The organism is Pseudomonas sp. DL, assembly GCF_047199225.1.
GTDB classification, from domain to species: domain Bacteria; phylum Pseudomonadota; class Gammaproteobacteria; order Pseudomonadales; family Pseudomonadaceae; genus Pseudomonas; species Pseudomonas aeruginosa.
In genome coordinates, this window is the sequence record NZ_CP178323.1 from 914,846 (window position 1) to 940,171 (window position 25,326).

Sequence of the window (25,326 nt, forward strand, 5' to 3'; positions counted from 1 at the left end):
CTGGAGGGCGATTGACGGAGGAAAGGATTCAGATGTTAATGACGGGGTGCCAGGCGCCTCGCCGACCGACCGCGACAGGTCGGCGGAGCGGCCCGGCGCCTGGCCCCGGAGGCCTTGCCTGAGGTCCGGGAGGTCCACGCAGCGTTCGACGAGAAGAATAAAAATGCCCGCACATGCCTTGCTCGAAACCCGGCGGGCCAGCACCCAGGACATTCCCCTGGAGCAGCGGCTGGCGTTCTGGGAGGACTACAACGCTTCCATCCTGGTTGGCCTGAAATGTTCGTCGTATTCCCAGGCCGGCTTCGCCGCGACCCAGGACAACCTCTGCCTCGAACGCCTGCGGCTGGCCCGCATCGGCGGCAACGAGCACGTGGTGGAGCGCGACCGCTCGATGATCCGCGCAGTGCCCAAGGAGTCGATCTTCGTCTCCCTGGTGCAGGGCAGCCAGTCGTTCTTCTACCAGGACAACGGCTGCAACCTCCTGCAACCGGGCGAGCTGGTGATCTACCGGACCGACAAGCCCTACCTGTTCGGTTTTTCCGGACCGATGCGGCAGTTCATCTTCGACATTCCCCAGGACGATTTCGCCGAGCGCTGCCTGCGCGACTTCAAGGGACCGCTGAAGATCGGCGCGGAAAGCCCGGTGCAGCGCCTGCTGGTGCGGACCCTCGGCGAGCGTACCCGGGATTTCCTCGACAGCCCCCATGGCGAGGATGCCGAGCGCTACCAGGAGGAAGCCTACGACCTGCTGGCGAGCATCATCAGCGACCATGCCGGCGAGCACCGTGCCAGCGCCCTGGGCGCGTCCTACCTGCTGGCGGCCAAGCAGTACATCCAGCAGCATCTCGACGAACCCGCCCTGAGCTGCGAGCGGGTGGCCGCCGCCACTGGCGTCTCCAGCCGGCACCTGGCGCGGCTGTTCGCCCAGGAAGGCAGCTCGCCCGGGCGCTACCTGCAGGAGCGGCGCCTGGAGCGGGCCCGCCAGTTGCTCGCTTCGCCCCAGGGCCGGCGCCTGGATGTCGCCGAGGTCGCCTATCGCCACGGCTTCTCCAGCCAGGCGCATTTCGCCCGGGCCTTCAAGGCGCGCTACGGGATGACGCCGAGCGAGGCGCGTGGCCGCTAGACCCGACTACCGTACCTTTCCTCCTCCTACTGCCAAGGACCCGTTCCGTGACCGACAAGAAAGAGCAGATCGCCCGTTTCATCCAGCGCGAATTTCCCCAGACCCGGGTCGTGGTCGAAGCCGTCAGCGAGCGTAGCGCCACGGTCTGGCAGGCGGTCGACGCCAGCGACCTGCGCCCCGGCGGCACGGTCTCCGGGCCGACCCTGATGGCCATCGCCGATGTCGCGCTGTACGTGGCGGTACTGGGCGAGATCGGCATCGTCCCGCTGGCGGTGACCACCAGCCTGACCATCAACTTCCTGCGGCGTCCCGCGGCGGACCGCCGGGTGGTCGCCGAGTGCCGCCTGATGAAGGTCGGCAAGACCCTGGCGATGGGCGAGGTCTCGCTGTTCTCCGAAGGCGACGCGGAACCGGTCGCCCATGTGGTCGGCACCTACTCGATCCCGCCGGCGCACCGCCGCTGAGGGCGGCGCTCAGGCCACCCGGTGCGCCGCGCGCTGGCGCGCTTCCTCATCGGCGCGGCGCTTGAGGTAGGTGCGGGTGGCCACCGCCGGCGCGTCGCTGGCGACGGAGATCTCGTAGCTATCCTCATCGGCCTCCGCGAGTACCTTTTCCAGCGCGCCGAGGCCTTCCACGTCCTCGACGAAGGCGGCGAACAGTTGCTCGTGCATGAAAGCGCCGACGGTCTCGTCGTCCTGGGCGAAATCGCGTCCGTGGACGATGAAGTAGTGCATGCTGCCGTGGGTCTCCGGGGTGAGGATGTGCGCCGTGCGGATGTGGAATTCCGGTCGCCGCTCGGCGGGCAGGGCTGTGTCGTAGAAGGTCGCGCTGACCTGGTGCAGGCCTGGCGAGAGAAACTCCGAGGTGGTGATGCGCGCCGCCGTGGGACAGCCGTCGAGGCCGGTGGTGCGGCCCCAGACCGGCGACAGGGTGGTCGGCAGCACGTGCCGTACCAGCCGGTAGTGGCCTTCCTTCAGGTCCAGCTCATAGGGCGCCCCGGCGTAATCCGGGGTGCCGATGGTATTGGCGTGGAGGTAGGTGAGATGGGTCAGGTCCATCAGGTTCTCGTGCATGCTCACGTAGTTGCCCGGGTGTAGGAAGTAGCCCTTGGAGCAGGCCCAGCCCGGATCCTCCAGCCAGGGCCGCTGCGGCAGTCGCTTCGGGTCGGCCAGTCGCGGGTCGCCGAGCCAAATCCAGACCAGCGGGCCGCGCTCCAGAAGCGGGTAGTGACGGATGCCGACGCCGCGCGGACAGGCTTTCTGCGACGGTGTCTCGATCAACTCGCCCTGGCTGTCGTAGCGGAAACCGTGATAGCCGCAGACGATCCCGTCCCCCTCCAGGCGACTGCGCGATAGCGGGAAGGAGCGATGCGCGCAGCGATCTTCCAGGGCTACCGCCTGGCCGGCGAGGGTGCGATAGAGCACCACGCGCTTGCCGAGCAGAGTGCGCGCGAGCAGTTCGCGGCCGACCTCCTCGGCGAAGGCGGCGACGTACCACTCGTTGAAGATGAACGACGTATCGCGCGTGGCCATTTGCGCGGCGGCCTTGCGTGAACTGGCGATGAGATTGGCGTTGGGCAGGCTCATGAGGCGTCTCCGTGGTTGTTCTTCGGGGTCAGAGATCGAGTTCCAGGTAGTTGCCGCGGCAGCGTGATACGCAGATCAGCAAGGTTTCCCCGCTGGCCCGCTCGGTGTCGGAAAGCACATGGTCGAAGTGCTCCGGCTCGCCGGCGCAGACGCGTGTCTCGCAGGTCCTGCATATCCCGGCGCGGCAGGCGTAGGGAGGCTCCAGGCCCTGTTCCTCGAGGACTTCGAGGATGCTCTGGTGGCTTTCGACGCGCAGGCTCAGGGCGCTGCGGCGCAACTCCAGGCGGAAGGCGTCGGTGCCGCCGGACGAGGACGCCGGCGTTACTGGAGCGTCGAAGCGTTCGAAGTGCAGGCGTTCCGCGCAGTCGCTCCCGGCGTCGCGGATGGCCTGCATCAACCCGTCGGGTCCGCAGCAATAGAGTTCTTCGTCGGCACCTAGGCCGGCGATCAGCGCGGTACTGTCGAGTGGGTCGCCTTCGTCGCTGCAATGCAGCCGCGTCCGTTCGCCACCGAGCGTCATCAGTTCGGTGAGGAAGGCTGCGCGCTGGCGTTCGCGGACCGCATACAGTAGGCGCCAGTCCTTGCCCTGCGCCTGGCACCAGCGAACCATCGAGAGAATCGGGGTGATGCCGATGCCGCCAGCGACGAAACAGTAGCGCGCGGCGTCTTCGCGCAGCATGAAGTGGTTGCGCGGTGCCGCCGCGTGCAGGCGGTCGCCCGTGCGCAGTTGGCGGTGGATGAAGCGGGCGCCGCCACGGCTGTCGTCGCCAAGGCCTATCGCCAGTTGGTAGCGCTGGCGTTCGCGGCAGTCGTTGAGCAGGGAGTAGTGGCGGATCAGGCCGTTGCCCAGGTGAAGCTCCAGATGCGCGCCGGGGGTGAAGGCCGGCAGTTCGGTGCCGTCCATGGCGGCCAGCTCGACCAGCACCACGTCGCGCGCAACAGCGCGGAAATCGGTGACCTGCAGGTGCAGGCGGGAGGAAGGCGATGCGCTCATTGTCGGGGGTTCCTTCGGCAGACATGCAGCGAGGCTAGCGCTCCTCCAGTGCCGGCCTGTCCCCCCAGAGGTGGACAGCGGGTTTACCGGCGTCCGTCGCGGTTGCTAACGTGTCGGTCGAGGCCTGGACAGGACCTGCCCTTCCTCACCCATTACAACAAGAACAACGATGCGTGCCCGCCACCATGATCAGCTTCTGGAATGCCCCGCCGGGGTCGCCGTCGGCGGACCTGCGCCCCTTCGTCGAGCTGGCCTGCGCCTTGGGTGGCGAAGGCTTCCCCGCCGCTCTGCTGGAAACCCTTGGCCATTGGGTTGCCGCCCGTCATTTCAACGTGCTGCGCATCGGTGCACCGCGCCCCGAACTGCTCCTGGCCGGCACTCGCCATCGCGACGCGCAACTAGTGTGGCGCTGCTGGCAGGCCTATTCGCGGTACTACCACAGCCATGACCCGCTGTTCCTGCGCATGCAGCGCCAGCGCCGCGGCCCGGTGCCGCTGCTGGGCCACCTGCTGGCCGAGGACATCGAGTTCGATGCTTACCGCGAGGCGATCTATCGGGACAATGGCCTGAGCGAGCGGCTGTCGAGCCTGCATTGGGACGAGGAAGGCCGGCCGCTGCTGTTCAATCTCTACCGGCACCGCGAGGACGGCTATTTCAGCGAGCGCGAGATCGCCGCCTTCGAGCAGTGGGTGCCGGCCCTGCTGCAACTGCTGAGGGGGCACCTGGCCTTGCGCCGGGGACGCAGCGCGACCGACGAGTGGCGGCTGGCGCTGTTGCACCGGGCGACGGACCTGACACCCCAGGAGCTGGCGGTCTGCCTGTACCTGCTGCGCGGGTTGAGCCATGCCGGTATCGCCGCCGAGCTGGGGCTCAAGGAAAGCACGGTGAAAACCTACCGCAACCGCGCCTTTGCCCGCCTGGACATCCATTTTCGCAGCCAGCTTTTCGCCCTGGTGCAGGGCTGAGGAGGGCCGGACGCCGCCTGTGGGGCGGCTCCGGAGAGAGGGGTCAGGCGGCTCGGCAGGCTCGCTGCAGGCGATGGAAGCTGCGGCTGAAGTAGACCAGGCCGTCGCCCTGTTCGAGGACCTGGATGTCCTCCAGTTCCAGCAACAGCACCGAGTGGGTGCCGATCTCCTGGACCTCGGCGATGCGTCCCTGCAGGTTGGCCAGGGCGCCGTGCAGCACCGGCAACCCGGCGAGGCCCTCGCGCCAGTCGTGGAGGGCGAAGCGGCGTTCCATCGGGACCTCGGTCATGCCGGCGAAGTGGCGGGCCACCTCTTCGTGTTCGCCGCTGAGGACGTTCACGCAGAGTCGACCGTTGGCCTTGAACACCGTGTTCATCTCGCTGTTGCGGTTGATGCAGAGCATCAGCGTCGGCGGGCTGTCGGTGACCGAGCAGACCGCGGTGGCGGTGATCCCGCAGCGTCCGGCCGGGCCGTTGCTGGTGATCACGTTGACCGCCGCCGAAAGATGCGCCATGGCGTTGCGGAAGGCTTGCTGCCTGGGTTCGAGCTGGGACATGGGGATAACCTCCGAGGCGACGCGGGCGTCATTGGCGGATGCGATCGAGCACGTTGATGTCGTCCGGGTTGTGCAGGTGCGGCACGGTCCAGCCGTTCTCGTCGTAGTCGCCCATGCACTGCTCGACCATGCCGAGCATGCCCTTCATCGCCCCGCTGCCGATCGCCTGGCGCAGGGCCTGCATGCGGATCTCGTCCTGGCTGCCGGCGTAGTTGATCTCGTACAGCTCGTGGCGGCCGCCGAACTCGCTGCCGATGGCGTCCCAGAGCAGCTTGAGGATCTTGATCCGCTCCCGGTGGCCCATGCCGCCGGAGCCGCGGCAATAGGTGGAGAGGTACTTGTCGAGTTGCGGATTGTGCAGGTCGCGAACGCCGGAGGGCAGGTAGATCAGGCCGCTGGCGACCACCTGCTCGATGGTCTTCTTGATCTCCGGGTAGGCCTGCGGCGCCAGCACGCGGTAGGCCTGCAGGGCCTCGGCGCTGGGCAGGAAGGCGCCGCCGTGCCATTCGCTGGCGTTGCCGTACATGGCGTCGGTCAGCGACCAGAACAGGTTGCGCCAGGCCACCACTTCGCCGACCTGCGCCTGCACGCCGCGGAACTCCAGGGAGCCGGTGCATTGCAGGGCCTTGTAGAGGGCGCCGGTGATGAAGTCGAGCTTGACCGCCAGGCGGGTGCAGCCCTGCATCGGGAACAGCCGGCCGAAGCCACCCTGGGGGAACCACTGCTTGCAGCGCTCGAAGTCGCGGTAGATCAGTACGTTCTCCCAGGGGATGAACACCTTGTCCATCACCAGGATCGCGTCGTTCTCGTCGAAACGGCTGGACAGCGGGTAGTCGAACGGCGATCCGGCGATACCCGCCACCAGTTCGTAGGAGGGGCGGCAGATCAGCTTCATGCCGGGGGTGTTCATCGGCGCGATGAACATCAGGGCGAAGTCGGTGTTGTCGCCGAGCAGTTGCGCCGAACCCTGGCCGACGAAGTTGTAGTGGGTCAGCGCGGAATTCGTGGCGACCACCTTGGCGCCGCTGACGACGATGCCGCCGTCGACTTCCTCGTCCACCGAGATGAACACGTCCTTGACCTGGTCCACCGGCTTGTCGCGGTCGATCGGCGGGTTGACGATGGCATGGTTGAGGTACAGGCAGGCTTCCTGGATGCGCTTGTACCAGGTTTTCGCGTTGTCCTCGAAACGCCCGTAGAAGCCCGGGTTGGCGCCGAGGGCGCTGCCGAAGGCGGCCTTGTAGTCCGGGGTGCGGCCCATCCAGCCGTAGGTCAGCCGCGACCACTCGGCGATGGCGTCGCGCTGCTGGCGCAGTTCGTCGGCGCTGCGCGCGTAGCGGAAGAACTTGTGGGTATAGCCGCCGTTGCCGGTATCGGTCTCCCAGCAGAGCTTTTCCTTGCTCTGCGGATCGTGCAGGGCGTCGTAGAGCCGGGCCATGGAGGCGGCCGCGTTGCGGAAGGCGGGGTGGCTGGTGACGTCCTTGACGCGGTCGCCGTAGATGTAGATCTCACGGTCGTCGCGCAGGCTGGCGAGGTACTCCTCGCCGGTGAACGGACGGGTGGCAGAGGCACGGAAATCTTCGGGTTTCATCATCGTCTCCAGTCATTGTTGTTATCTGCGCGAGAGCGCCTGGAGGGGATGATGGGACGGGGGCGGAGCGAGCTGAATGGCTTTTCCGGGGAATGAATTGCACTTTCCATGGCCCCGCGTGACGCCCGGCGCCCGGCCGCGAAGGGCGGCCGGGTGGCGGCGCGTTCAGCTTTCGGCGGGCTGCCAGGCAATCTCCAGGCTTTCGCTGTTGGCCATGCGTTGCAGGTGATCGGCGACCACGTTCTGCATGTGGGCGAGGCTGTCCTCGTCGGGGCTGTTGAGAATCATCAGGACATGGTCGGGGTGGGCGAGCAGCTCGCAGTTGGAGTCGCCGAAGTCGATGAAGCCGCGCTCGGGTGTGAGTTCGACTTCGAACTTGTGGCCCCAGTGCTTGCACAGGCGATTGACGTAGCGTGCCGCCGATTCGGTACGGACATGGGAGGTGGAGCGGAACATGAAGCGAATCCTCTCGGTTGGGGATTTCCGATACTAACCTGCTGAGAGTCATTCTTATTCATCCATTTTGCAGCGGCTTTCGATAATCGCCCGGCAAATGGTCGGCCCTTGTCCGTGGGACAGGGCGAGCGCCCTACCGGAGCCGGCGGAAGTGTTTGCCGGATACGTCGGAAGGCGCTCTCTCTGGAGGGAGAGGGCGAACGCCAGCGGCTTCAGGCCAGCCCGCCGTTTTCCGGCAGCAACGCGCCGCCATCCACAACCAGGGTCTGCCCGGTGATGTAGCTCGCCTCGTCGGAGGCGAGGAAGAGCATGGCGTGGGCGATGTCCAGCGGCTGGCCGACACGCCCGAGGGGGATGTGCGCGGCCAGCGCGGCGGCGTCGCCGAGGCTGCCCAGCGCCGGAGTCGCGACCAGGCCGGGCTCGACGCCGTTGACGGTGATGCCGTCGCCGGCCAGCTCCAGCGCGGCGGCGCGGATGAAACCGTTGACCCCGGCCTTGCTCGCCGCATAGTGCGAGAGCCCAGGGATCGCCGTGCGCGGGCCGGTCACCGAGGAGGTCACCAGGACGCGCCCGGCCACGCTGCGGCGCAGGGCGGGAAGGGCGGCCTGGGTCAGCCGGAAGCAGCTTTTCAGGTTCACCGCCAGGGTCCGTTCCAGGGTGCCTTCGTCCAGTTCCGCGAGGGCGCACTGGGGAAAGGCAGCGGCGTTGTGCAGGAGGATGTCCAACTGGCCGAAGCGCTCCAGGGTCGCGCTCACCGCTCGTCTCGCGGCGTCGTGCTCGCTCAGGTCGACGGCCAGCAGTTCGGCCGTGCCTCCGCCCAGGCGGATCGCCTCCAGGACGGCCTGGCCGCGGCTGGCGGTACGCGTCGCCAGCAGAACCCTGGCGCCTTCGGCGGCGAAGCATTCGGCGATGGCCCGGCCGATGCCCTGGCCGGCGCCGGTGACCAGTGCGACGCGGTTCTCCAAGCGCCTCACGATGGGCGCTCCAGCAGTTCGCCCAGGCAATCGCGGAGCAGGCGGTCGTGCAGTTCGACGTCCTCTGCGCGGGTCGCCGGGCAGGTCAGCGCCATGTTGTGGAATGGCGTCAAGAGCACGCCGCGGTTGAGCAGGTAGAGGTGCAGGCAGGCCTCGACCAGGCCGTTGCGTGCGTGGTGGGCCTCGCCGCCGTTGCGTGGGGCGCGGGTCATGAACAGGTACTCGACGCGCGCGCCGATGCGCGTCACGTGCCAGGGCAGGCGCAGTTCCTCGAGCGTCGCGCGGACGCCCGCCTCGAGCTGCGCGGAGAGCTGGAACATGTGCCGATAGGCGTCCTCCGTCATCACTTCGGCGAAGGTCGCGCGCATCGCCGCCAGTTGCAGCGCGTTGCCGGCCAGGGTGCCGCCAAAGCCGAAATGGTTGATCGCCTGCCCCGGTCGGAAGTGCGGCAGTACCGCCCAGATCCGCTCCGCCTGCGCCTGGCTGCATCCCCAGACGGCGCTGGGAATGCCGCCGGCGATGCATTTGCCGAGGACGAAGAAGTCCGGCTCGAGGCCATGCGCGCCGCTATAGCCGGCGGGACCGCAGGAGATCGTGTGGGTCTCGTCGATGATCAGCGCCACGTCGTGGCGGCGGGTCAGTTCGCGCAGGCCGGCGTGGAAGCCTTCGGCCGGCGGGACCATGCCGACGTTGGTCATGAAGGGTTCGGTGAGCACCGCGGCGACGTCGCCATGGGCGAGGGCGGCCTCCAGCGCGTCGAGGTCGTTGAACTCCACCAGGCGGGTGGTGGTGGCGTGGCGTACGCCATTGGGGTGAACGCCCGCGCGCGGAACCATGCGCCCGGCGGCGTCGAATTCCACCTGCGATTCGTCGACGCTGCCGTGGTAGTTGCAGTTGAACACCACCACCTTGTCGCGTCCGCTGAGCATCCGGCACAGGCGCAGGACGAAACGGTTGGCGTCGGTGGCCGAGGTGGTCACCTGCCAATAGGGCAGGCCGAAGCGCCGCGCCAGTTCGGCGCCGACCCACAGGCTGTCCTCGGTCGGCAGCATCAGGGTCGAGCCGCGCCGCGCCTGGCGGGCGATGGCGTCGGCCACCGCCGGTTGGGCGTGGCCGAACATGGCGCCGCTATCGCCGAGGGCGAAGTCGACGTACTGCTGGCCGTCGATGTCGGTGACGCGCGCGCCCTGGGCCTCCTTCACCAGCAGCGGGCAGTTGCCCGGCCACTGTTGCATCCAGTGCAACGGTGCGCCGTACAGCCAGTGGCGGCGGTTTTCCCGGTAGGCCTGGGCGGAGCGCGGATGCAGTTCGTCGAAGCGTCGCAGCTCGCGCTTGAACAGCGCTTCGACGCGGGCCAGGTCGAGGCCGAAGGTGGTGTCCATGGGCGTCCTCACAGGTCGTGGCGGGTCTGGTTGAGCACCTGGGCCAGGGCGCCGACCGGGAAGTTAACCGGGGTGGCGAAGTCGTCGTCCTGGTAGCCGAAGATCTTGCCGTCGGTGCGCCCGGCTTCCAGGTCGATCAGCAGCACGCCGAGGGTCGGCACGATCTTCTCGCGCCAGACGAACAGGTACAGGCGTTCGGCCAGTCGGTAGCAGTGGCAGCGGTCGGTATCGGCCAGCCCTCGCTCGGCGCCGCGCAGGCATTGCCAGGTGTAGAAGTCGGGATTGAGGTAGACGTGTTCGTAGGCCTCGCTGGCGCTGTAGACGTAGCGGTTGCGCAAGCCGACCAACTCGTCGCTGGGGACGTGCGGGCAGGCGTCGGGCTGCCACGGGCGGTCGAGGCTGCCATGCAGGAACTCGGCCTTCACGCCGGTCAGTTCCCGGCCGGCCAGGGCCCGGGCGAACAGGCCCTGTTCGCAGGCCGTGCGGTCGGGCAGATGGCCGAGCACCGCGGTGAACGCCTGGTTGTCGAAGTCCAGCACCAGGCTGACCGAGACCGGCCGGCCGTTTTCCTGCTTGAGGAAATCCACCAGGTAAAGGTTTTCCCGCAGTGAACTGGCGCGGTAGTCCGACTCGCCGCTGGCACTGCCGTCGGCCAGGCGCCAGCGCAGGCGCTGCGAGTCGAAGGCATGTTCGATGACCCAGCCGTTGGCGAAGTGCAGGACCCGTTCGAGCCCGGCGAGATCGCCGCAGGCGGGAAGGACGTGGTTGTCCGGGGCGAAGCCGTCGGCCAGGGCGCCGACGGTGATCCATCCGGAATGCGAGTGGGCGGACATAGGGTTCTCCTCGTCGTGGGAAACCCATGCTGGCCTGTCTTCGAGTATCCCGATATCGACCGGATGGTTGATAGGTCGATATGCCACGGAAATAGCACGGAGCGGCGAAGGGAAAGTTATCGAAGATGAAGTCTTAGATGGGTTTTCGTTTCTTCTTTTTTGGTTTTTTAGTTAATGGGTTCCTGTTCTTCTATAAGTATTTTCTGAATGTATTCTTATGTACCTATTGGCTGTTATCGGAAATGGACTACATATGTTTTCGTATGATTATTATTTTTAAATCCTGTCTTTCTTTCTAGTATTTGGGTCTGCGTTTATCAGGGCGCAATCTTCGGCTGTCGCGTAATGGTCGGAGGCGCTCTAGGCGGCCGTCCCGGTTGCGCGCAAAGGCTTGGCTACCTTGGCCGGTTCGTACTGCATCGGCTCTCCAGGGAGCAGCCAGGATGTTCCACAACTCCAAAGGAAATCAGATGAACAAGTTCAAACGTGCAATTCTTGCGCCCCTCGTTGCGTCGGGCACCCTTCTCGCGCTGATGTCCCCCGTGGCCCATGCGGTCGATGGGATCGTCAACTTCTCGGGCAACATCACCGACGTCGCGTGCGATATCAACGGCCAGGCGCCGGGTGCGGGCAACGTCACCAACGTCGACCTGGGTATCGTGGCGCCGACCCATTTCACCGCCGTCGGAACCAACTCCACTTTCTAGGAGTTCGATCTGGTCCTCTCCGGTGCCGGCTGCACCAATGACAAGAAGGTTTCCATCGCCTTCGATACGGTCACCAACGTCGACCGTATCAGCGGCAACCTGATGCTGATGGGGCCGTCGAAAGCCAAGGGCGTGCAGATCCAGATCTTCAACAATTCGGCGGCCAACACCACGAAGATCCCGCTGGGCTTGGTCGAGGCCGCCCCGCAGAAGGCAACCATCGACAAGAACACGGCGACCCTGAAGTACAAGGCCTCCTATGTGTCCACCGAGAAGACCGTGATCGCGGGTACCGGCCTGTCCCATATCCGCTACCTCCTGGCGTACGAGTAAGCGGCGGTCGACGGACGAAGAGGTGAGGCCATGGCGCCGCTAATGCATCGTTTTCATTCTTTCGTGGCGGCAAGCGCCGTGGCCATCGCCCTGTGCGTCGGAACGGCTCACGCCGGGCTGATCGCACAGGGCACTCGCGTCGTCTTTCCGGCCAGCGAGCGCGAGGTCACCTTGCGGATCAGCAATACCTCCGGCACTCCCGTGCTGGCGCAAGCCTGGATCGACGATGGCCGGCAGGACGTTCCCCCCGAGGAACTGCAGGTTCCCTTCAGTGTCACGCCGGCCGTGACGCGAGTGGACCCCAATGGCGGCGCCGTATTGCGCATCGCCTACCTGAAGGCCCCGTTGCCGACGGATCGCGAATCGCTGTTCTGGCTGAATATCCTGGAAGTTCCGCCCAGGGACGAAGACGAAAACAATGCATTGCAGTTTTCCTTTCGTTCGCGCTTCAAACTCTTCTTTCGACCCAGCCAGTTGAAGAGTGTCGATTCGGCTGCCGGGAAACTTCAATGGAAGTTTCTGGAGTCAGGGGGAGCAGGAAAAAAGACCGTAGTACAGGTAAATAATCCGACGCCTTACTACGTTTCGTTCGCCAGCGTCGAATTGATTGTCGATGGCCGTGTCATGTCCGTGGGAAAGGGAATGGTCGCGCCATTCTCGACGAAGGAGTTCGACTGGCAGGGAAATCCGAAGAACATGGAAGCCGCTTCCGTCAGATACGAAGTCATCAACGATTACGGTGGCCGCAATACCCTCGATAGGGCACTCGGCAAATAACCCCTCCGTTTCCCCGCTTTTTACTTACGGCCCGACATATGAGTGGCGATTTTAAAATCGCTGCAGGGATTACATATGCCCAAAGTTTCTCTTCATAGGTGCCTGTCCGCTCCCGCTTACGGTGGGCAGGTCGCCCTGTTGCGAATGGCGATACAGGGAGGGATCGCCGTTCGTTCCCTGCGATTCGCCTGTCTGCTGGCACTGTTTCCTTCCCTGTCCTCCTGCCAGTCCTGGTCCTCCGTCGGCGCCGCCGGCGTAGCCGGGGCGAAAGCGAAGGAGGCCAGGGCGGGAGCACCGGCGAAACAGCCGCAGGCGCCCGCGGTGGCCGTTGCGTCACCGGCCGGCGGGTTGGACGCACCGTCGCGGCGGATCGTCTTCGACGCGCAGATGCTGGCCCTGGGGCCGGGCGGACGCTCGATCGATACGTCGCGTTTCGAGCGCGGCGACGTCATCGAGCCAGGCCGCTATCGCCTCGACCTGCTGCTCAACAGCCGATGGCGTGGCGTCGAGGAAGTCGAGCTGCGCCGCCAGCCGGGGCGGGAAAGCGCGGTCTTCTGCTACGACCGGGGCCTGCTGGAGCGGGCGGGCATCGACCTGGAGAAGAGCGCGCGTGGCCAGGACCGTTCCTCGGCTCGCGATCCTCTGCCCGAAGGTTTGCACTGCGACCCTCTCGAGCGCTATGTGCCGGGGGCCCGGGTCAAGCTCGATATCGCCGAGCAGTCGGTCTATGTCTCGGTGCCCAGCTATTACCTGAGCCTGGATTCTTCGAAGACCTATGTCGATCCGGCGAGCTGGGACAGCGGCATTTCCGCCGCCTTGCTCAACTACAACAGCAATCTCCACGTCAGGGAAAACCACGGCAGGAGCGCCACCAGCGGCTATGCCGGGATGAACGCCGGCTTCAATTTCGGGCGGGCGCGCCTGCGCCACAACGGCACGGCCACCTGGTCGCGCCGCATGGGCAGCCATTACCAGCGTAGCGCAACCTATGTGCAGACCGACCTGCCGGCCTGGCGTGCGCAGTTATTGCTGGGAGAAAACTCCACCAGCAGCGAGTTCTTCGATGCGGTGTCCTTCCGTGGAGTGCAGCTTTCCAGCGATGACCGGATGCTGCCGGATTCGCTGCGCTACTACGCTCCGGTGGTCCGTGGGACCGCCAGTACCAATGCGCGGGTATCGGTCTACCAGCGCGGCTACCTCATCTACGAAACCACGGTGGCACCCGGGGCGTTCGCTCTCGACGAACTGCAGACCGCCAGCTATGGCGGGGACCTGGAAGTGCGGGTGACCGAAGCCAGCGGGGAAGTCCGCAGTTTCATCGTGCCGTTCGCCACCACCGTGCAACTGCTGCGCCCCGGAACCACGCGCTACAGCCTGACGGCCGGGCGGCTCAACGATCCCAGCCTGGAGCGTCGGCCGAACATGCTGCAGGGCGTCTACCAGCGCGGCCTGGGCAACGACGTCACCGCATACGCGGGCGGGGCCTTCACCGGCAGCTACATGTCCGGGTTGATGGGCGCGGCGCTGAACACGCCGGTGGGCGGATTCTCCGGTGACGTGACGCTGGCGCGTACCGAGGTTCCCGGCGACGACCGCCTTAGCGGCTCCAGCTACCGTCTCGCCTACAGCAAGAACCTGCCGAACACCGGCACCAACTTTTCGCTGCTCGCCTATCGTTACTCCACCGGTGGCTATCTCGGCCTGCGCGACGCGGCCTTCATGCAGGACCGGGTAGAGCGAGGCGAGCCGCTGGAGTCGTTCTCGCGCTTGCGCAACCGTCTCGACGCCAACATCAGCCAGCAACTGGGCAACGGCGGCAACCTGTACCTGAACGGCTCCTCGCAGCGCTACTGGAGCGGCGGCGGGCGGGCGGTCAACTTCTCCGTCGGCTACAGCAACCAGTGGCGCGACGTCAGTTACTCCATTTCCGCGCAACGCCTGCGCAGCCACTACGAAGGCTTTTCCAGCGGTGACAAGCGCGGCGAGACCAGCACGCTGTTCAGCCTGAACCTGTCCATTCCGCTGGGCGGCGCGGGACGCGGGTCGCCGACCCTGAGCAGCTACCTGACCCGCGACAGCAACAGCGGAACCCAGCTCACCAGCGGGGTTTCCGGCATGCTGGGCAAGCGTGGCGAGGCCTCCTACTCGCTGTCGGCCTCCCATGACCGCGACAGCCGGCAGACCTCGAAGAGCGCCAGCCTCGACTATCGACTGCCGCAGGTCGAACTCGGCTCCAGCCTCTCGCAGGGACCGGGCTATCGGCAGTTGTCGGTCAAGGCCGCGGGGGGCCTGGTCGCGCACAGCGGCGGGATCACCGCGGCACAAACCCTGGGCGAGACGATCGGCCTGGTCCACGCGCCAAACGCCAGGGGCGCGGCTGCCGGCTACTCGGGAAGCCGGATCGACCGCCACGGCTATGCGGTGATTCCCAACCTGCTGCCCTACCAGTTGAACAGCGTCGACCTCGACCCCAACGGCATGGCCGACGAGATCGAACTGAGGTCCAGTTCGCGCAACGTGGCGCCCACCGCCGGAGCGGTGGTGCGCCTCGACTATCCGACGCGGGTGGCAAGGCCCTTGCTGGTGGATAGCCGGATGCCCAGCGGCGAGCCCCTGCCGTTCGCCGCGGAAGTGCTTGATGCCCACAGCGGGCAGTCGGTGGGCGCCGTCGGCCAGGGCAGCCGCCTGGTGCTGCGGGTCGAGCAGGATCGCGGCTCGGTTCGGGTGCGCTGGGGCAACGAGCCGCAGCAGCAGTGCCTGGTCGACTATGCGCTGGGCCCGCGCGAGACGACGCCTCCCGTCCTGCAACTGGCATGTCGCCCGGCGTCGGCCGCCGACCGGGAGCGCACGCTGTGACCGGCGTCGGCCTGGGACGATGCGGCACGGCCTGGGTCCTGCTGGTGGCGCTGGTGGCCGATGCCTCCGCCTCGCTGTCCGTGATCGGGACCCGTTTCATCTATCCGGCGGGCGTTTCCGCGCTGACGATCCGCGTCGGTAACGTCGGGACGCGCCCGGCCCTGGTCCAGGCCTGGCTCGATCGCGGCGACGAGACGGCGGACCCGAGCGCTGTCACGGTGCCGTTCATCCTGTCGCCGCCGCTGTTGCGCATGGACCCGCAGGAGACCCAGGCGCTCCAGCTTCGCCATACCGGCGAGCCGCTGCCGGACGACCGGGAATCGCTGTTCTGGGTCAACCTGCTGGAGGTGCCGGGGCGGGAGGACGGCAGCGGCAACCTGCTGCTGGTGAGCTACCGCCTGCGGATGAAGCTCCTGTTCCGTCCGCAGGGTCTGGCCGGCGATCCGCGAGCCGCCGCGCGCCAGGTCGTCTGGCGCCTGCGTCCGGCGGTACGGCCGGGGCAGCGGGTGCTGCTGGAGGCGGACAACCGCAGTCCCTATCACGTTTCCCTGGTGCGCCTGGAGCTGGGCGAGGGCGACCTCGCCATGTCCCTCGGCAGCGTCACCTTGCCGCCTTTCGCCGTTACCCCGTTGAGTCTGCCGGCCGTGCCCGGCGAGGCGGCGCGGGTCCATTTCGATGCGGTGGGGGATGACGGCCAGATCGAGCGCGGCGACGCGCCGGCAGAGAGATACCCGTAGGAGTTCGGCAGGGCCCGGGGAGTTGGGCTCCTGCCGTAGCACGGCCCTGCGAATAGGTCGCGGGGTTTCACTGGAGGAAGGAAGCACATGAACAAATGCTATGCACTGGTCTGGAACGTATCCCAGGGCTGCTGGAACGTCGTCAGCGAAGGCAGTCGCAGGCGCGGCAAGCCCGCCGGCGCCAAGGCGGCGATCGCCTCCGTCCTGGCCCTGCTGGGCGCCACGGCCCTGGCTCCGGCCTATGCGCTGCCAAGCGGGGGAACGGTGGTCGGCGGGAGCGCGAACGGGGAGATACACCTGTCGGGCGGCAACAGCCTGTCGGTCAACCAGAAGGTCGACAAGCTCATCGCCAACTGGGACTCCTTCAGCGTTGCCGCCGGCGAGCGGGTGATCTTCAACCAGCCGAGCAGTAGCTCGATTGCCCTGAATCGGGTGATCGGCACCAAGGCCAGCGATGTCCAGGGCCGGATCGATGCCAACGGCCAGGTCTTCCTGGTCAACCCCAACGGCGTGCTCTTCGGTCGCGGCGCCCAGGTCAATGTCGGCGGCCTGGTGGCTTCCACGCTGGACATCACGGATGCCGAGTTCAACGGCAACTCCTCCAGATACCGTTTCACGGGTCCCTCTACCAACGGTGTCCTCAACCAGGGAGGCGCCATCACCGCGGCGGAAGGCGGCAGCATCGCCCTGCTCGGCGCGCAGGTCGACAACCGCGGGACGGTCCTGGCGCAGATGGGCGGTGTCGGGCTCGGTGCGGGCAGCGACCTGACGCTGAATTTCGACGGCAACAAGCTGCTCGACATCCGCGTCGACGCCGGGGTCGCCAATGCGCTGGCAAGCAACGGCGGTCTGCTCAAGGCCGACGGGGGGCGAGTCCTGATGGCGGCCAGGACCGCCAATGCGCTGCTCTACACGGTGGTGAACACCCAGGGTGCCATCGAGGCCCGCTCGCTGCGCGGCAAGAACGGGCGGATCGTGCTCGATGGCGGCCCGGACGGCAAGGTCATGGTGGGAGGCGCCTTGTCCGCCAATGCGCTGAACGGACCGGGGCACGGCGGGACGGTCGAGGTCCGGGGGCAGGCGGTGGAGGTGGCCCTGGGCACCCAGGTGAACACGCTCGCCAGCAATGGCCTCAACGGTACCTGGAAGATTGCTGCCGACAAGATCGACGTGCGCCCGTCGGCGGTGTCGGATGGCGTCACCGTTCATGCCGACACCCTGTCGCGGAACCTGGCGAGCACCAATATCGAACTGGTTTCGACCAAGGGCGACCTGGACCTCGACGGCTCGGTGAGCTGGGCATCGGGCAACCGGCTGGGGCTGGGCTCCGCGGCCGACCTGACGCTGAATGGCAGGCTGAATGCCAGTGGCGCCAAGGCTGGGCTGGAGCTGAAGGCCGAAGGCGCTATCGATATCAATGACAAGATCGTTCTCGGCGGGGCTGGCAGCGCGCTGGCCATGGATGCCGGCGAAGGCCACCGGGTGAACGGCACGGCGTCGGTCTCCCTGGCCGGGGCCAACGCGACCTACGTCTCCGGTGGCTATTACTACACGGTGGTGCAGAACCTGGCGCAGTTGCAGGCGATCAACAAGAACCTGGACGGCCTGTACGTGCTCGGCGGCAATATCCTGGGCGGCAGCTATTACTGCACGGCACTGCAGTCCATCGGCGGGCCCGCCGGCGTCTTCAGCGGCACCCTGGACGGTCTCGGCAACAGCATAGGCAATCTCTCGATCAGCAACACCGGGCCGAATGTCGGGCTGTTCGCCCGCTCCTCGGGCACCCTGAGCAACCTGAAACTGAACAACCTGCGGGTATCCGATAACACCTACGGCTCCGGTCCGTCTTCGCTCGGCGCCCTGGTCGGGATCAACAGCGGGCGTATCGCCAACGTCAGCGCCAGCGGGGTCTCGGTCGTCGGCAGCCGACTGCGCTCCAACGCACTGGGCGGCCTGGTCGGGCGCAATATCAACGGGCAGATCACGAACGCATCCGTCAGCGGCGGCGTCACCGGTTATGCGGCGAGCACGGCGGTCGGCGGTCTGGTGGGGGAGAACTTCACCACCGCCTGGGGGCCGGAGGCGGTCATCGAGAACGCCCACAGCAACGTCCATGTGGCTGCACAGTCCACCGAGCGCAACAGCCTGGGCGGCGTCGGCGGCCTGGTCGGACTGAATGCGAAGGCCACGATCAGGGCGTCCGGCAGCCAGGGGAAGGTCGAGACCTACCGGGCCGGCCTGAACGTCGGCGGCCTGGTCGGCTACAACATGTTCGGCCACGTCTCCGATAGTAGCGCCAGCGGCCAGGTGGAGGCCGGCGGCGCGGGGTATACCGGCGGGCTGGTCGGCCTGAGTTCCGGCGGCGAGATATTCCGCTCGCAGGCGAGCGGGTCGGTGTACAGCAAGGGCGGCCTGGCGACCGGAGGGTTGATCGGCAAGGCAGAAGGCAACGGCATGCTCGGAAACCTGAAAGCCAGTGGCAGCGTCACGGACCAGGGCGGCGCGGATCTGGGCGGGCTGGTCGGCAACAATAGCCAGAGCGCCATCGAGACCGCCGAGGCGACGGGCAAGGTCAGCGGCGGCAGCAACAGTCGCGTCGGCGGGCTGATTGGACACAACCTCGGCGGTTCCGTCGCCCATGCGATCTCGCGCGGCGACGTGAGCGGCGGGTTCAACAGTCTGGTGGGCGGGCTCGTCGGCCACAACGGCGGCGAACTGGTCAACGTGGATGCCAGCGGCAGGGTCAGCGCCGCTGCGAGTGCGTCGGTTGGCGGCCTGGTCGGCAGCAACGCCGGTTCGATCCTGTCGGCGCGCAGCAGCAGTACCGTCAACGGCAGCGGGCGCAGCCGCATCGGCGGCCTGGTCGGCGAGAACCAGATCCAGGGACGCATCGTTTCGTCCATGTCGGAAGGCACCGTCAGTGGCGACTACTACGTCTCCATGGGCGGGCTGGCCGGCGTCAACCTGGGATCGATCGAGTACTCCGGCGTCAGCGGCAAGATCGACTTCAAGCCTCAGTCCCATTACGGCCAGATCTACGGTGCGCAGGTCGGCGAGAACCATGGGGTCCTGGGCGGCAACTACGTGATCGGCGAGGCGGCGCTCCTGCCGCCTGCCGGTATCGACTACGGCAACATCTGGTAAGGCCGGCAGGGGAGGTCCCTGGCGGACCTCCCTTCCCGGCCGGGGCCGCTCTCGCCTGGAGTGTGGCCCTCTTCCGCAGGCGCAATCTTGGAGAGTTCCATGAGCATGAGGTTATTTCCCGGCCGCGTTTCCCTGCGCCGCCGGCCTGGCGCGCAGGCTCGGCAGGCGCTCGTTCTCGGCCTCTGCTGCCTGACCGGCGGCCAGGCCTGGGCCCTGAACGAGGTCGCCCTGAACTGCTCGTTCGGCAATGGCAAAGGCTTGCCCTGGCGTGTGGTGAACGAGCTGACCAGCGGCACGGCGAAAGGCACGGTGCTGTTCGCCAGGCCGGTGAGCCTGTTCCTGAACTACAAGCCCCAGGCTTCCCAGGAGGCGCATGAGCTGGTCATCGGGGGGAACTGGTCCGGGGTGGGCTATCCGGGGCCCTACGGCACGGTGGCGTCCGACGTCAAAGGCATCGGCTATCGGATCTCGGTGGATGCCCAGGACGGCGTCAAGCGGGTGATTCCGGTCGACAACCAGCCCCATGCGCTGGACAAGCGAGTCACGAGCTTTTCCGGAAGCACGACCAGCGACTACCTACAGGAACTGGTCCTGACGGTCGACCCCGGCGAGTTGCCTGCCGGGGACCTGAAGGTAACCAGCGTATCCGGCAGCGCCACCCTGAATCTCTGGGCGGTGGACAGGCTGAAGGGCGAAGCGTCCCTCGGCAGCGTCCTGGCGGTGCCTGCGGACAACTACCCCACCGGGGTTTGCCGAAAGCCCTATTCGCTGATCGGCCCGGCCTCCATCGGGATCGGCGGCGGTCCCCCGCCGCCGCCGATCCCGAAGAAATGCAAGGTCGAGGTGGGACGGGAAATCAACGTCAAACTGGGTAGCGTCGCGTTGAAGAACTTCCCGCGGGTCAACGACACCTCCACGGAGCGTTCCTTCGATATTTCTCTCAGCGAGTGTGCGGCGCTGGCCAAGCCGGAAATCGCTTTCCGCGACAAGTATGTCTCGGCGCAGCAAGCGGACCCGACGATCCTCAGCTTGAAGAGCGGCGGCGCGGCGGGGTTCGGCATCGTCGTGAAGAACGGCCTGGACCAGCAGCGGATACGTTTCGACGGCACGCCCTACCCGATGCGGCGTGTCGGCGACAGCGCCGACCTCCCGCTGAGTGCCGCCTACATCCGTATCGGCGCGGAGGGCGAATTGAAGGCCGGGGTCGCCGACGGCGCCGCCGAGTTCACGTTTACCTTCCCCTGAGCGGCGCCGCCGCTCTTTCCCCGGCGTTTCCCGCCCCGCCTCGGGAAGCGCCGTCGGCCGCTTTCGCGCCAGCCCTCGCGAAGGCTCGGCCCCTCACCTCCAGTGGTTGCAGATCGCCGAAGGCGCTCTGCATATCGCTCCGCTGCTCGTCCTGGGTCTCGTGCGCACATGCCATTCCCGCACGCGGAATACCGATATTGCGTATGGGCGGAGGCTTTCTGAGGGATATGCAAGTTTCCTCGGTAGGATTTCGCGCAAATAAACGAACGCTATTTTCCAGGCGATAGTTTCAGGTTGTGGCGGAACTCTTTTTTCAAACTTTTTGCTGCTCTGGCTTGTCCGTTTCGTATTTCATAATTTTTCATAAGTGTCTGCGTAGGCGTTTTTCGGGGGCTGTTTCAAGTGTCTTTGTTGTTAGTTTACGAGGCGAAAAAATAGTAGTTTTACTATATTAAATATCGTCGGTTTCACTAGAAAATACACATGTTCACTTTGAACCGGGGCAGTGGCGTCGGCGGATTCCGAACCGCGCTTTCCTCCTTGCCGGCCGAGCGGCGGCCGCCTGCCTGCGGCAGGCATGACCGAGACCACAGGTTTCCTGGTAACGCTTTCGCCTGCCGTGTACCGCTTAAGGAGACGCAAGGATGTCCCTACATCGCATTCGCGTAATGGTTGCGGATGATCATCCCGCCATTTCGCTGGGTATTTCCTACGAACTGAGTCAGTGCGGTTCTTTGGAGATGCTCGGTCAAGTTTCCAATTCTACCGAGTTGATCGGTCGGCTCAACGAAGGCGACTGTGATGTCGTTATCGTCGACTATACGATGCCGGGCGGGAAATATGGCGATGGACTGGCATTGTTGTCATTGCTGCGGCGACGTTATCCGCATCTGCAATTGGTTGTCTTTACCATGCTGAACAATCCGGGTCTTATCCGGGCCATTCTCAAGCAGGGTATCAATTGCATCCTCAGCAAGTCCGACTCGACCAGTCACCTGCTGGCGGCGGTGAGCGCGGCCTATTCGCGAAACCAGTATTTCTCGCCGTCGATCAGGGACATCTTCGTCAACCAGGTGCTTTCCTCGCACAACGAACGGCTGACGCCCCGGGAGGCGGAAATCGTCCGTCTGTTCGGCTCCGGACTGACCATCACCGAAATCGCCGAGCGCTCGCATCGCAGCGTGCAGACCATCAGTACGCAGAAGGTCAGTGCCATGAAGAAGCTCGGCATCAAGCGCGATGCCGACCTCATCAGGTATGCGGCCGAGGGCTATTGCCGGATGCCCTGACGGATCGGCCCGCTTCACCAGGGCAGCGGCTGGTTCCGATAATCGACGAAGCGACAGGCATTCACGCCCGCGGCATCCTCCACCGCCGCGACCAGTCCGGCGGCGCTTTCCTCGACGCTCAGCGGCGCGCTGTCGCCGCCCATTTCGGTACGCACCCAGCCGGGATGCAGGAGCAACAGGCTGAACGGCAACTCCTCGAACTCGCCCTCCCAGCTGCGTACCAGGCTGTTCAGCGCCGCCTTGCTGGCGCCGTAGAGCGGCATCGTGGCCGACAGGCCCAGCGCCAGGCTGGCCATCTGCGAACTCATGAACGCCACCACGCCACCCCGGCTAACCCGGCCGGACAGTGCCCTGGCCAGGCGCAGCGGCGCGATGGCGTTGGTCAGGAATAGCTGGGCGGTCTGCTCGGCGTCGATTTCCGCCACATCCTGTTGCTGCGGGCCGTAGATGCCGGCGTTGACGATCAGGCGATCGATCCGCCGCTCGCCCAGCATCTCGCCAATGCGTTCGGCGCAATCGTGTTGGTTGAGGTCGCCGGTCACCGCTTGCAAGCGCTCCCCGGCCCGCTCCGCCAGTGCCTGTAGCCCGGGAGAGCCTTGCGGTCGCCGGGCGACGGCGAATACCTGTGCGCCGCGTTGCAGGAAGGCATCCGCCAGTCCCAGGCCGATGCCGCGCGAGGCGCCGACGATCAGAACGTTGTGCATGAGGTTCTCCGGGCGATAAAGCGGACAGGATACCCAAGCGCGTCCCGCTGCGGTAACCGCCGCGGCGACCGGCCGCGGCGGCCTCGACCTTACCGCATGGCGCTGCCGCCCAGGCCGGCGAGGTACAGGTCGAGCAGGCGGTCGTCGAACTCCGGCTCGCGCACGGCGCTCCCGCGCAGGTGTTCCTCGACGTTGGTGCAGTCCCAGAGATAGGTGTCCTGGTACAACTCGACGGTGCTGCGGCCGGCGTACATGTTGTCGCGGAACATGCTCAGCAGGGGATAGAGCGGGGCGTCGCGATTGTCTTCCCAGAGACTTACCCAGTCGTCGAACGGCATCTGCCGAAGGGGACGCCCGGCGCGTCGCCCGAGACGGCCGAAGAACTCGTCCAGGGTCAGGCAGCGCGGAATGCTCGGCACCAGGTTGAATTTCTTGCCCAGCGCCGAAGGCTGGCGGGCGATGACGCTGATCGCCTCTACCATGTAGTCCACCGTGGTCAGGCCCTCGCGCAGCTCGCGCAGGAGCGGCACGGCCCGGTACTCCAGGCAGGTCCGCGCCAGCCGGCTCCACCACTGGTAGTCGGCGTAGGCGCCGGTACGGCTGTGGCAGGTGGCGTAGCCGAGGCGGAAGGTCATCAGCGGCAGGCCGCGTTCGGCGGCGAGGTCGGCGATCTTTTCCATCACCCATTTGCTGCGCACGTAGCCCATGTCGGTGACCACCGCCGGCAGGTTCTGGTCGATGTCGTCGTCCTCGCGCATCAGGCGCTTGCCGGTATGCAGGTGGCCCCAGCTGTACACCGAGATGCTCGACAGCAGCATCAGCGGCTTGCAGCGGCCGCTGGCGCAGAAGCGCAGGACCTGGCCGAGCCCCTCGACGTTGTCGCGCTTCATGTAGCTGTATGGCTGGATGAAGTTCACCGCGCTGGCGGAATGGAAGACCTGGTCGACGCTGCCGGCCAGCTCGCGATAGGTTTCCGCCGGTAGTCCGAAACCTGGTTCTGCGAGGTCGGCGGCGTAGGCCCTGACCCGTCGCCAGTCCGTCTCGGCGAGTTCGATGCGGTGCTGCCGGGCGGCCTGGCGCAGGCGTTCGAGGGCATGGGCGTCGTTTTGCGCACGGACCGGACAATGCAGGTCGGCCTCGCGGCTGGCCAGCAGCTCGGCGAGCAGGTGGGCGCCCATCAGCCCGCTGGCGCCGGTGAGCAGGATGTGCCGTGGCGCCAGCAATTGGGCGGTGTCCATGGGGCGGCTGAAATCCACGTCGGCGGGCAGGCGCACGTCCCGTTGCAGCTCCTGGGCCGGTTCGCTGTCCAGCGCCGGCGGCGCTTCGCCGGCGCGCCGCGCCAGGCTGGCCGCCAGTTGGCGCACGCTCGGGGTGCGGTAGATGTCGTGGATGTAGGCACGGTTGCCGAAGCGTCGGCTCAATTCGCGCACCAGGGCGGCGGCCAGCAGGGAATGGCCGCCGACCTCGAAGAAGCTGTCGTCCAGGCCGAAGTCGGTATGCCCCAGCACTTCCTGCCAGGACAGGGCCACTTGCAGTTCGCCGGGGGTGCCGAAGCGTTGCTCGTCGAGTCGTTCCTGGCATTGTTCGTCCAGGTGTCGACGCAGGGCCTGGCGGTCGATCTTGCCGTTGACCGTGGTCGGCAGGCTGTCCAGCGACAGGTAGCGGCTGGGCAGCATGTAGTCGGGCAGTTCCTGGCGCAGTGCGGTCTTGATGGCGGCGAGCACGGCCCTGGCATCGCCGTCCTGCTGGCGGGGGACCACGAAGGCGCTCAATTGCTGGCTACCGGAGCGTGGGTCGGCATGCGCCAGCACCACCGCGCCGTGGATAGCCGGCTGGCGCAACAGCGCGGCCTCGACGTCGCCGAGTTCGACGCGGTGGCCGCGGATCTTCACCTGGTCGTCCAGCCGACCGAGGAACTGCAGGCTGCCATCGGCCAACCAGCGGGCCTTGTCGCCGGTGCGGTAGAGCCGACGCCGCAGTGCCTGCGAGTAGTGGAAGCGCCTGGCGGTCATGTCCGGGTCGCGCAGGTATTCGCGCGCCAGGCAGACGCCCGCCAGGTTCAGTTCACCGGGTCGGTCGCCATGGCAAGTCCGGTCGTCGGCGTCGAGGATGAATGCCTCGCAGCCGTCGATGGGCGTGCCGATCGAGGCGGGTCGCCGATGTGCTTCGGCGTCGACGATGCGGCAGGTGGCGAAGACCGTGGCCTCGGTCGGGCCGTAGTAATCCACCACGGTATAGGGCAGCCCGCCGGTTGCGACCGGCGGCAGTTTTTCCCCGGCGCAGAACAGGTAGCGCAGCGCCAGCGACGGCGGGGCGGGCTGCTCCGCCAGCGCGGGCACCATCACGGTAGGCGCGAAGGCGTGGCTGATCCGCTGCTCGGCGAAGAATGCCAGCAGCGCCGCCGGGTCTGGGCGCACCTCGTCGGGCACCAGGTGGAGGCAGGCGCCTGCGCACAGGGTGGACCAGATTTCCCATTGGGAAACGTCGAAGCCGACGCCGGCCATCAGGGTGGTGCGGCTCCGTTGATCCATATTGAAGCGCCGGTTGTGCCAGCCCACGAGGTTGGCCAGGGAGCGACTCTCGATCACCACGCCCTTGGGTTCGCCGGTGGTGCCCGAGGTGAAGATCACATACAGCGCTTCGCTGCCGTCGAGCGCCGGTCTCGGCGCGGCACCCGCCGCACTCGTCGCGAGCGCCTGTGCGATGGCCTCCACCGGTTGCCCCGGCAGGTCCTCGGCCTGGGTGGCGAGGGCCAAGGGGGCCTGGCACTGGCGGAGGATTTCCCGCTTGCGCCTGTCGGGTTGCCGACGGTCCACCGGTACGTAGGCCGCTGCGCACTTGGCGGCCGCCAGGATGGCGATGACCAGTTCGGCCGAGCGTTCGGCCAGCAGGGGCAGCAGCTCGCCCCGGGCGACGCCGCGCCTGGCCAGGTGGGCGGCCAGCCGGTCGCTGAGCCGGTCGAGTTCGCGGTAGCTGAACGAGCGCTCGCGATCGACGAGGGCGGGGCGTTCGGGATGGGTATCTGCGTGTTGCCTGAATAAGCCAAGAACAGAATCTTTCGACATGGCTGAGAC

The 25,326-nt window shown here is 66.5% G+C and carries 19 protein-coding genes and 1 pseudogene; 10 read left to right on the plus strand and 10 right to left on the minus strand.

What is annotated here, in order from left to right:
• The first annotated feature begins 163 nt into the window (after positions 1 to 163).
• Together ACI766_RS04265 and ACI766_RS04270 are read left to right on the plus strand one after the other, a co-directional pair.
• Entirely contained in the window at positions 164 to 1,123 is a 960-nt protein-coding gene (locus tag ACI766_RS04265) for a helix-turn-helix domain-containing protein (protein WP_003093398.1), read from the plus strand.
• Between the two features lie 47 nt (positions 1,124 to 1,170).
• Positions 1,171 to 1,587 (plus strand): PaaI family thioesterase, encoded by a 417-nt coding sequence (locus ACI766_RS04270; protein ID WP_019371452.1) that lies wholly within the window; start codon positions 1,171 to 1,173, stop codon positions 1,585 to 1,587.
• 9 nt (positions 1,588 to 1,596) lie between these two features.
• Here ACI766_RS04270 and ACI766_RS04275 read toward each other — a convergent pair whose 3' ends face one another.
• The gene (locus ACI766_RS04275) at positions 1,597 to 2,709 is read right to left on the minus strand and encodes a Rieske 2Fe-2S domain-containing protein (RefSeq protein ID WP_003119104.1); all 1,113 of its coding nucleotides are present in this window, start codon (positions 2,707 to 2,709) and stop codon (positions 1,597 to 1,599) included.
• Between the two features lie 28 nt (positions 2,710 to 2,737).
• Entirely contained in the window at positions 2,738 to 3,703 is a 966-nt protein-coding gene (locus ACI766_RS04280; RefSeq protein WP_023104654.1) for a PDR/VanB family oxidoreductase, read from the minus strand.
• A 173-nt stretch (positions 3,704 to 3,876) separates the two neighbouring features.
• On the opposite strand from ACI766_RS04280, the gene ACI766_RS04285 reads away from it, so the two are divergent.
• A complete protein-coding gene (locus ACI766_RS04285) occupies positions 3,877 to 4,668 on the plus strand; it encodes a helix-turn-helix transcriptional regulator (protein WP_225030247.1) in 792 nt (263 codons plus the stop codon).
• 43 nt (positions 4,669 to 4,711) lie between these two features.
• Here ACI766_RS04285 and hpaC read toward each other — a convergent pair whose 3' ends face one another.
• The 6 genes from hpaC to ACI766_RS04315 form a co-directional block, all read right to left on the minus strand.
• Complete coding sequence (gene hpaC, locus ACI766_RS04290; protein ID WP_003093392.1) at positions 4,712 to 5,224, minus strand: 4-hydroxyphenylacetate 3-monooxygenase, reductase component; 513 nt, start codon at positions 5,222 to 5,224, stop codon at positions 4,712 to 4,714.
• A 28-nt stretch (positions 5,225 to 5,252) separates the two neighbouring features.
• Positions 5,253 to 6,815, minus strand: a complete 1,563-nt coding sequence (gene hpaB, locus ACI766_RS04295) for a 4-hydroxyphenylacetate 3-monooxygenase, oxygenase component (protein ID WP_003104533.1) — start codon at positions 6,813 to 6,815, stop codon at positions 5,253 to 5,255.
• A 165-nt stretch (positions 6,816 to 6,980) separates the two neighbouring features.
• The gene (locus tag ACI766_RS04300; protein ID WP_003093387.1) at positions 6,981 to 7,271 is read right to left on the minus strand and encodes a DUF2218 domain-containing protein; all 291 of its coding nucleotides are present in this window, start codon (positions 7,269 to 7,271) and stop codon (positions 6,981 to 6,983) included.
• Between the two features lie 212 nt (positions 7,272 to 7,483).
• Positions 7,484 to 8,245: an SDR family oxidoreductase gene (locus ACI766_RS04305; protein WP_003104535.1), complete on the minus strand. Its 762-nt coding sequence runs from the start codon at positions 8,243 to 8,245 to the stop codon at positions 7,484 to 7,486.
• The gene (locus tag ACI766_RS04310) at positions 8,242 to 9,627 is read right to left on the minus strand and encodes an aspartate aminotransferase family protein (protein WP_034022840.1); all 1,386 of its coding nucleotides are present in this window, start codon (positions 9,625 to 9,627) and stop codon (positions 8,242 to 8,244) included. The genes ACI766_RS04305 and ACI766_RS04310 overlap by 4 nt, the downstream gene beginning before the upstream one ends.
• 8 nt (positions 9,628 to 9,635) lie before the next feature.
• Positions 9,636 to 10,460, minus strand: a complete 825-nt coding sequence (locus tag ACI766_RS04315) for a molybdenum cofactor biosynthesis F family protein (RefSeq protein WP_034022841.1) — start codon at positions 10,458 to 10,460, stop codon at positions 9,636 to 9,638.
• Between the two features lie 470 nt (positions 10,461 to 10,930).
• On the opposite strand from ACI766_RS04315, the pseudogene ACI766_RS04320 reads away from it, so the two are divergent.
• From ACI766_RS04320 to ACI766_RS04350, 7 genes and pseudogenes are all read left to right on the plus strand, one after another.
• Positions 10,931 to 11,500, plus strand: a pseudogene (locus ACI766_RS04320) (fimbrial protein).
• Between the two features lie 30 nt (positions 11,501 to 11,530).
• Positions 11,531 to 12,277, plus strand: coding sequence for a molecular chaperone CupB2 (cupB2, locus tag ACI766_RS04325; RefSeq protein WP_003159311.1), 747 nt, complete (start codon positions 11,531 to 11,533; stop codon positions 12,275 to 12,277).
• A gap of 321 nt (positions 12,278 to 12,598) precedes the next feature.
• Positions 12,599 to 15,133 carry a fimbrial biogenesis outer membrane usher protein CupB3 gene (gene cupB3 / locus ACI766_RS04330; RefSeq protein ID WP_003119109.1) on the plus strand — a complete coding sequence of 845 codons (2,535 nt, stop codon included), beginning with the start codon at positions 12,599 to 12,601 and terminating at the stop codon, positions 15,131 to 15,133.
• Complete coding sequence (locus ACI766_RS04335) at positions 15,130 to 15,870, plus strand: molecular chaperone (RefSeq protein ID WP_003118219.1); 741 nt, start codon at positions 15,130 to 15,132, stop codon at positions 15,868 to 15,870. The genes cupB3 and ACI766_RS04335 overlap by 4 nt, the downstream gene beginning before the upstream one ends.
• 87 nt (positions 15,871 to 15,957) lie before the next feature.
• A complete protein-coding gene (locus tag ACI766_RS04340) occupies positions 15,958 to 19,014 on the plus strand; it encodes a GLUG motif-containing protein (RefSeq protein ID WP_087823765.1) in 3,057 nt (1,018 codons plus the stop codon).
• Positions 19,015 to 19,113: 99 nt separating this feature from the next.
• Positions 19,114 to 20,259, plus strand: coding sequence for a fimbrial protein (locus ACI766_RS04345; RefSeq protein ID WP_003118221.1), 1,146 nt, complete (start codon positions 19,114 to 19,116; stop codon positions 20,257 to 20,259).
• A 644-nt stretch (positions 20,260 to 20,903) separates the two neighbouring features.
• Positions 20,904 to 21,548, plus strand: a complete 645-nt coding sequence (locus tag ACI766_RS04350; protein ID WP_003118222.1) for a response regulator transcription factor — start codon at positions 20,904 to 20,906, stop codon at positions 21,546 to 21,548.
• A gap of 14 nt (positions 21,549 to 21,562) precedes the next feature.
• On the opposite strand, the gene ACI766_RS04355 is transcribed toward ACI766_RS04350, so the two are convergent.
• The gene (locus ACI766_RS04355) at positions 21,563 to 22,252 is read right to left on the minus strand and encodes an SDR family oxidoreductase (RefSeq protein ID WP_003113039.1); all 690 of its coding nucleotides are present in this window, start codon (positions 22,250 to 22,252) and stop codon (positions 21,563 to 21,565) included.
• An 89-nt stretch (positions 22,253 to 22,341) separates the two neighbouring features.
• A complete protein-coding gene (locus ACI766_RS04360; protein WP_023104648.1) occupies positions 22,342 to 25,317 on the minus strand; it encodes a non-ribosomal peptide synthetase in 2,976 nt (991 codons plus the stop codon).
• Between the last annotated feature and the right edge of the window lie 9 nt (positions 25,318 to 25,326).

Coding starts and splice junctions, on each gene's coding strand:
- ACI766_RS04265 (WP_003093398.1), top strand. CDS start 164: ATGCCCGCACATGCCTTGCTCGAAACCCGGCGGGCCAGCACCCAGGAC.
- ACI766_RS04275 (WP_003119104.1), bottom strand. CDS start 2,709: ATGAGCCTGCCCAACGCCAATCTCATCGCCAGTTCACGCAAGGCCGCC.
- ACI766_RS04280 (WP_023104654.1), bottom strand. CDS start 3,703: ATGAGCGCATCGCCTTCCTCCCGCCTGCACCTGCAGGTCACCGATTTC.
- hpaC (WP_003093392.1), bottom strand. CDS start 5,224: ATGTCCCAGCTCGAACCCAGGCAGCAAGCCTTCCGCAACGCCATGGCG.
- hpaB (WP_003104533.1), bottom strand. CDS start 6,815: ATGAAACCCGAAGATTTCCGTGCCTCTGCCACCCGTCCGTTCACCGGC.
- ACI766_RS04300 (WP_003093387.1), bottom strand. CDS start 7,271: ATGTTCCGCTCCACCTCCCATGTCCGTACCGAATCGGCGGCACGCTAC.
- ACI766_RS04310 (WP_034022840.1), bottom strand. CDS start 9,627: ATGGACACCACCTTCGGCCTCGACCTGGCCCGCGTCGAAGCGCTGTTC.
- ACI766_RS04315 (WP_034022841.1), bottom strand. CDS start 10,460: ATGTCCGCCCACTCGCATTCCGGATGGATCACCGTCGGCGCCCTGGCC.
- cupB2 (WP_003159311.1), top strand. CDS start 11,531: ATGGCGCCGCTAATGCATCGTTTTCATTCTTTCGTGGCGGCAAGCGCC.
- ACI766_RS04340 (WP_087823765.1), top strand. CDS start 15,958: ATGAACAAATGCTATGCACTGGTCTGGAACGTATCCCAGGGCTGCTGG.
- ACI766_RS04345 (WP_003118221.1), top strand. CDS start 19,114: ATGAGCATGAGGTTATTTCCCGGCCGCGTTTCCCTGCGCCGCCGGCCT.
- ACI766_RS04350 (WP_003118222.1), top strand. CDS start 20,904: ATGTCCCTACATCGCATTCGCGTAATGGTTGCGGATGATCATCCCGCC.
- ACI766_RS04355 (WP_003113039.1), bottom strand. CDS start 22,252: ATGCACAACGTTCTGATCGTCGGCGCCTCGCGCGGCATCGGCCTGGGA.
- ACI766_RS04360 (WP_023104648.1), bottom strand. CDS start 25,317: ATGTCGAAAGATTCTGTTCTTGGCTTATTCAGGCAACACGCAGATACC.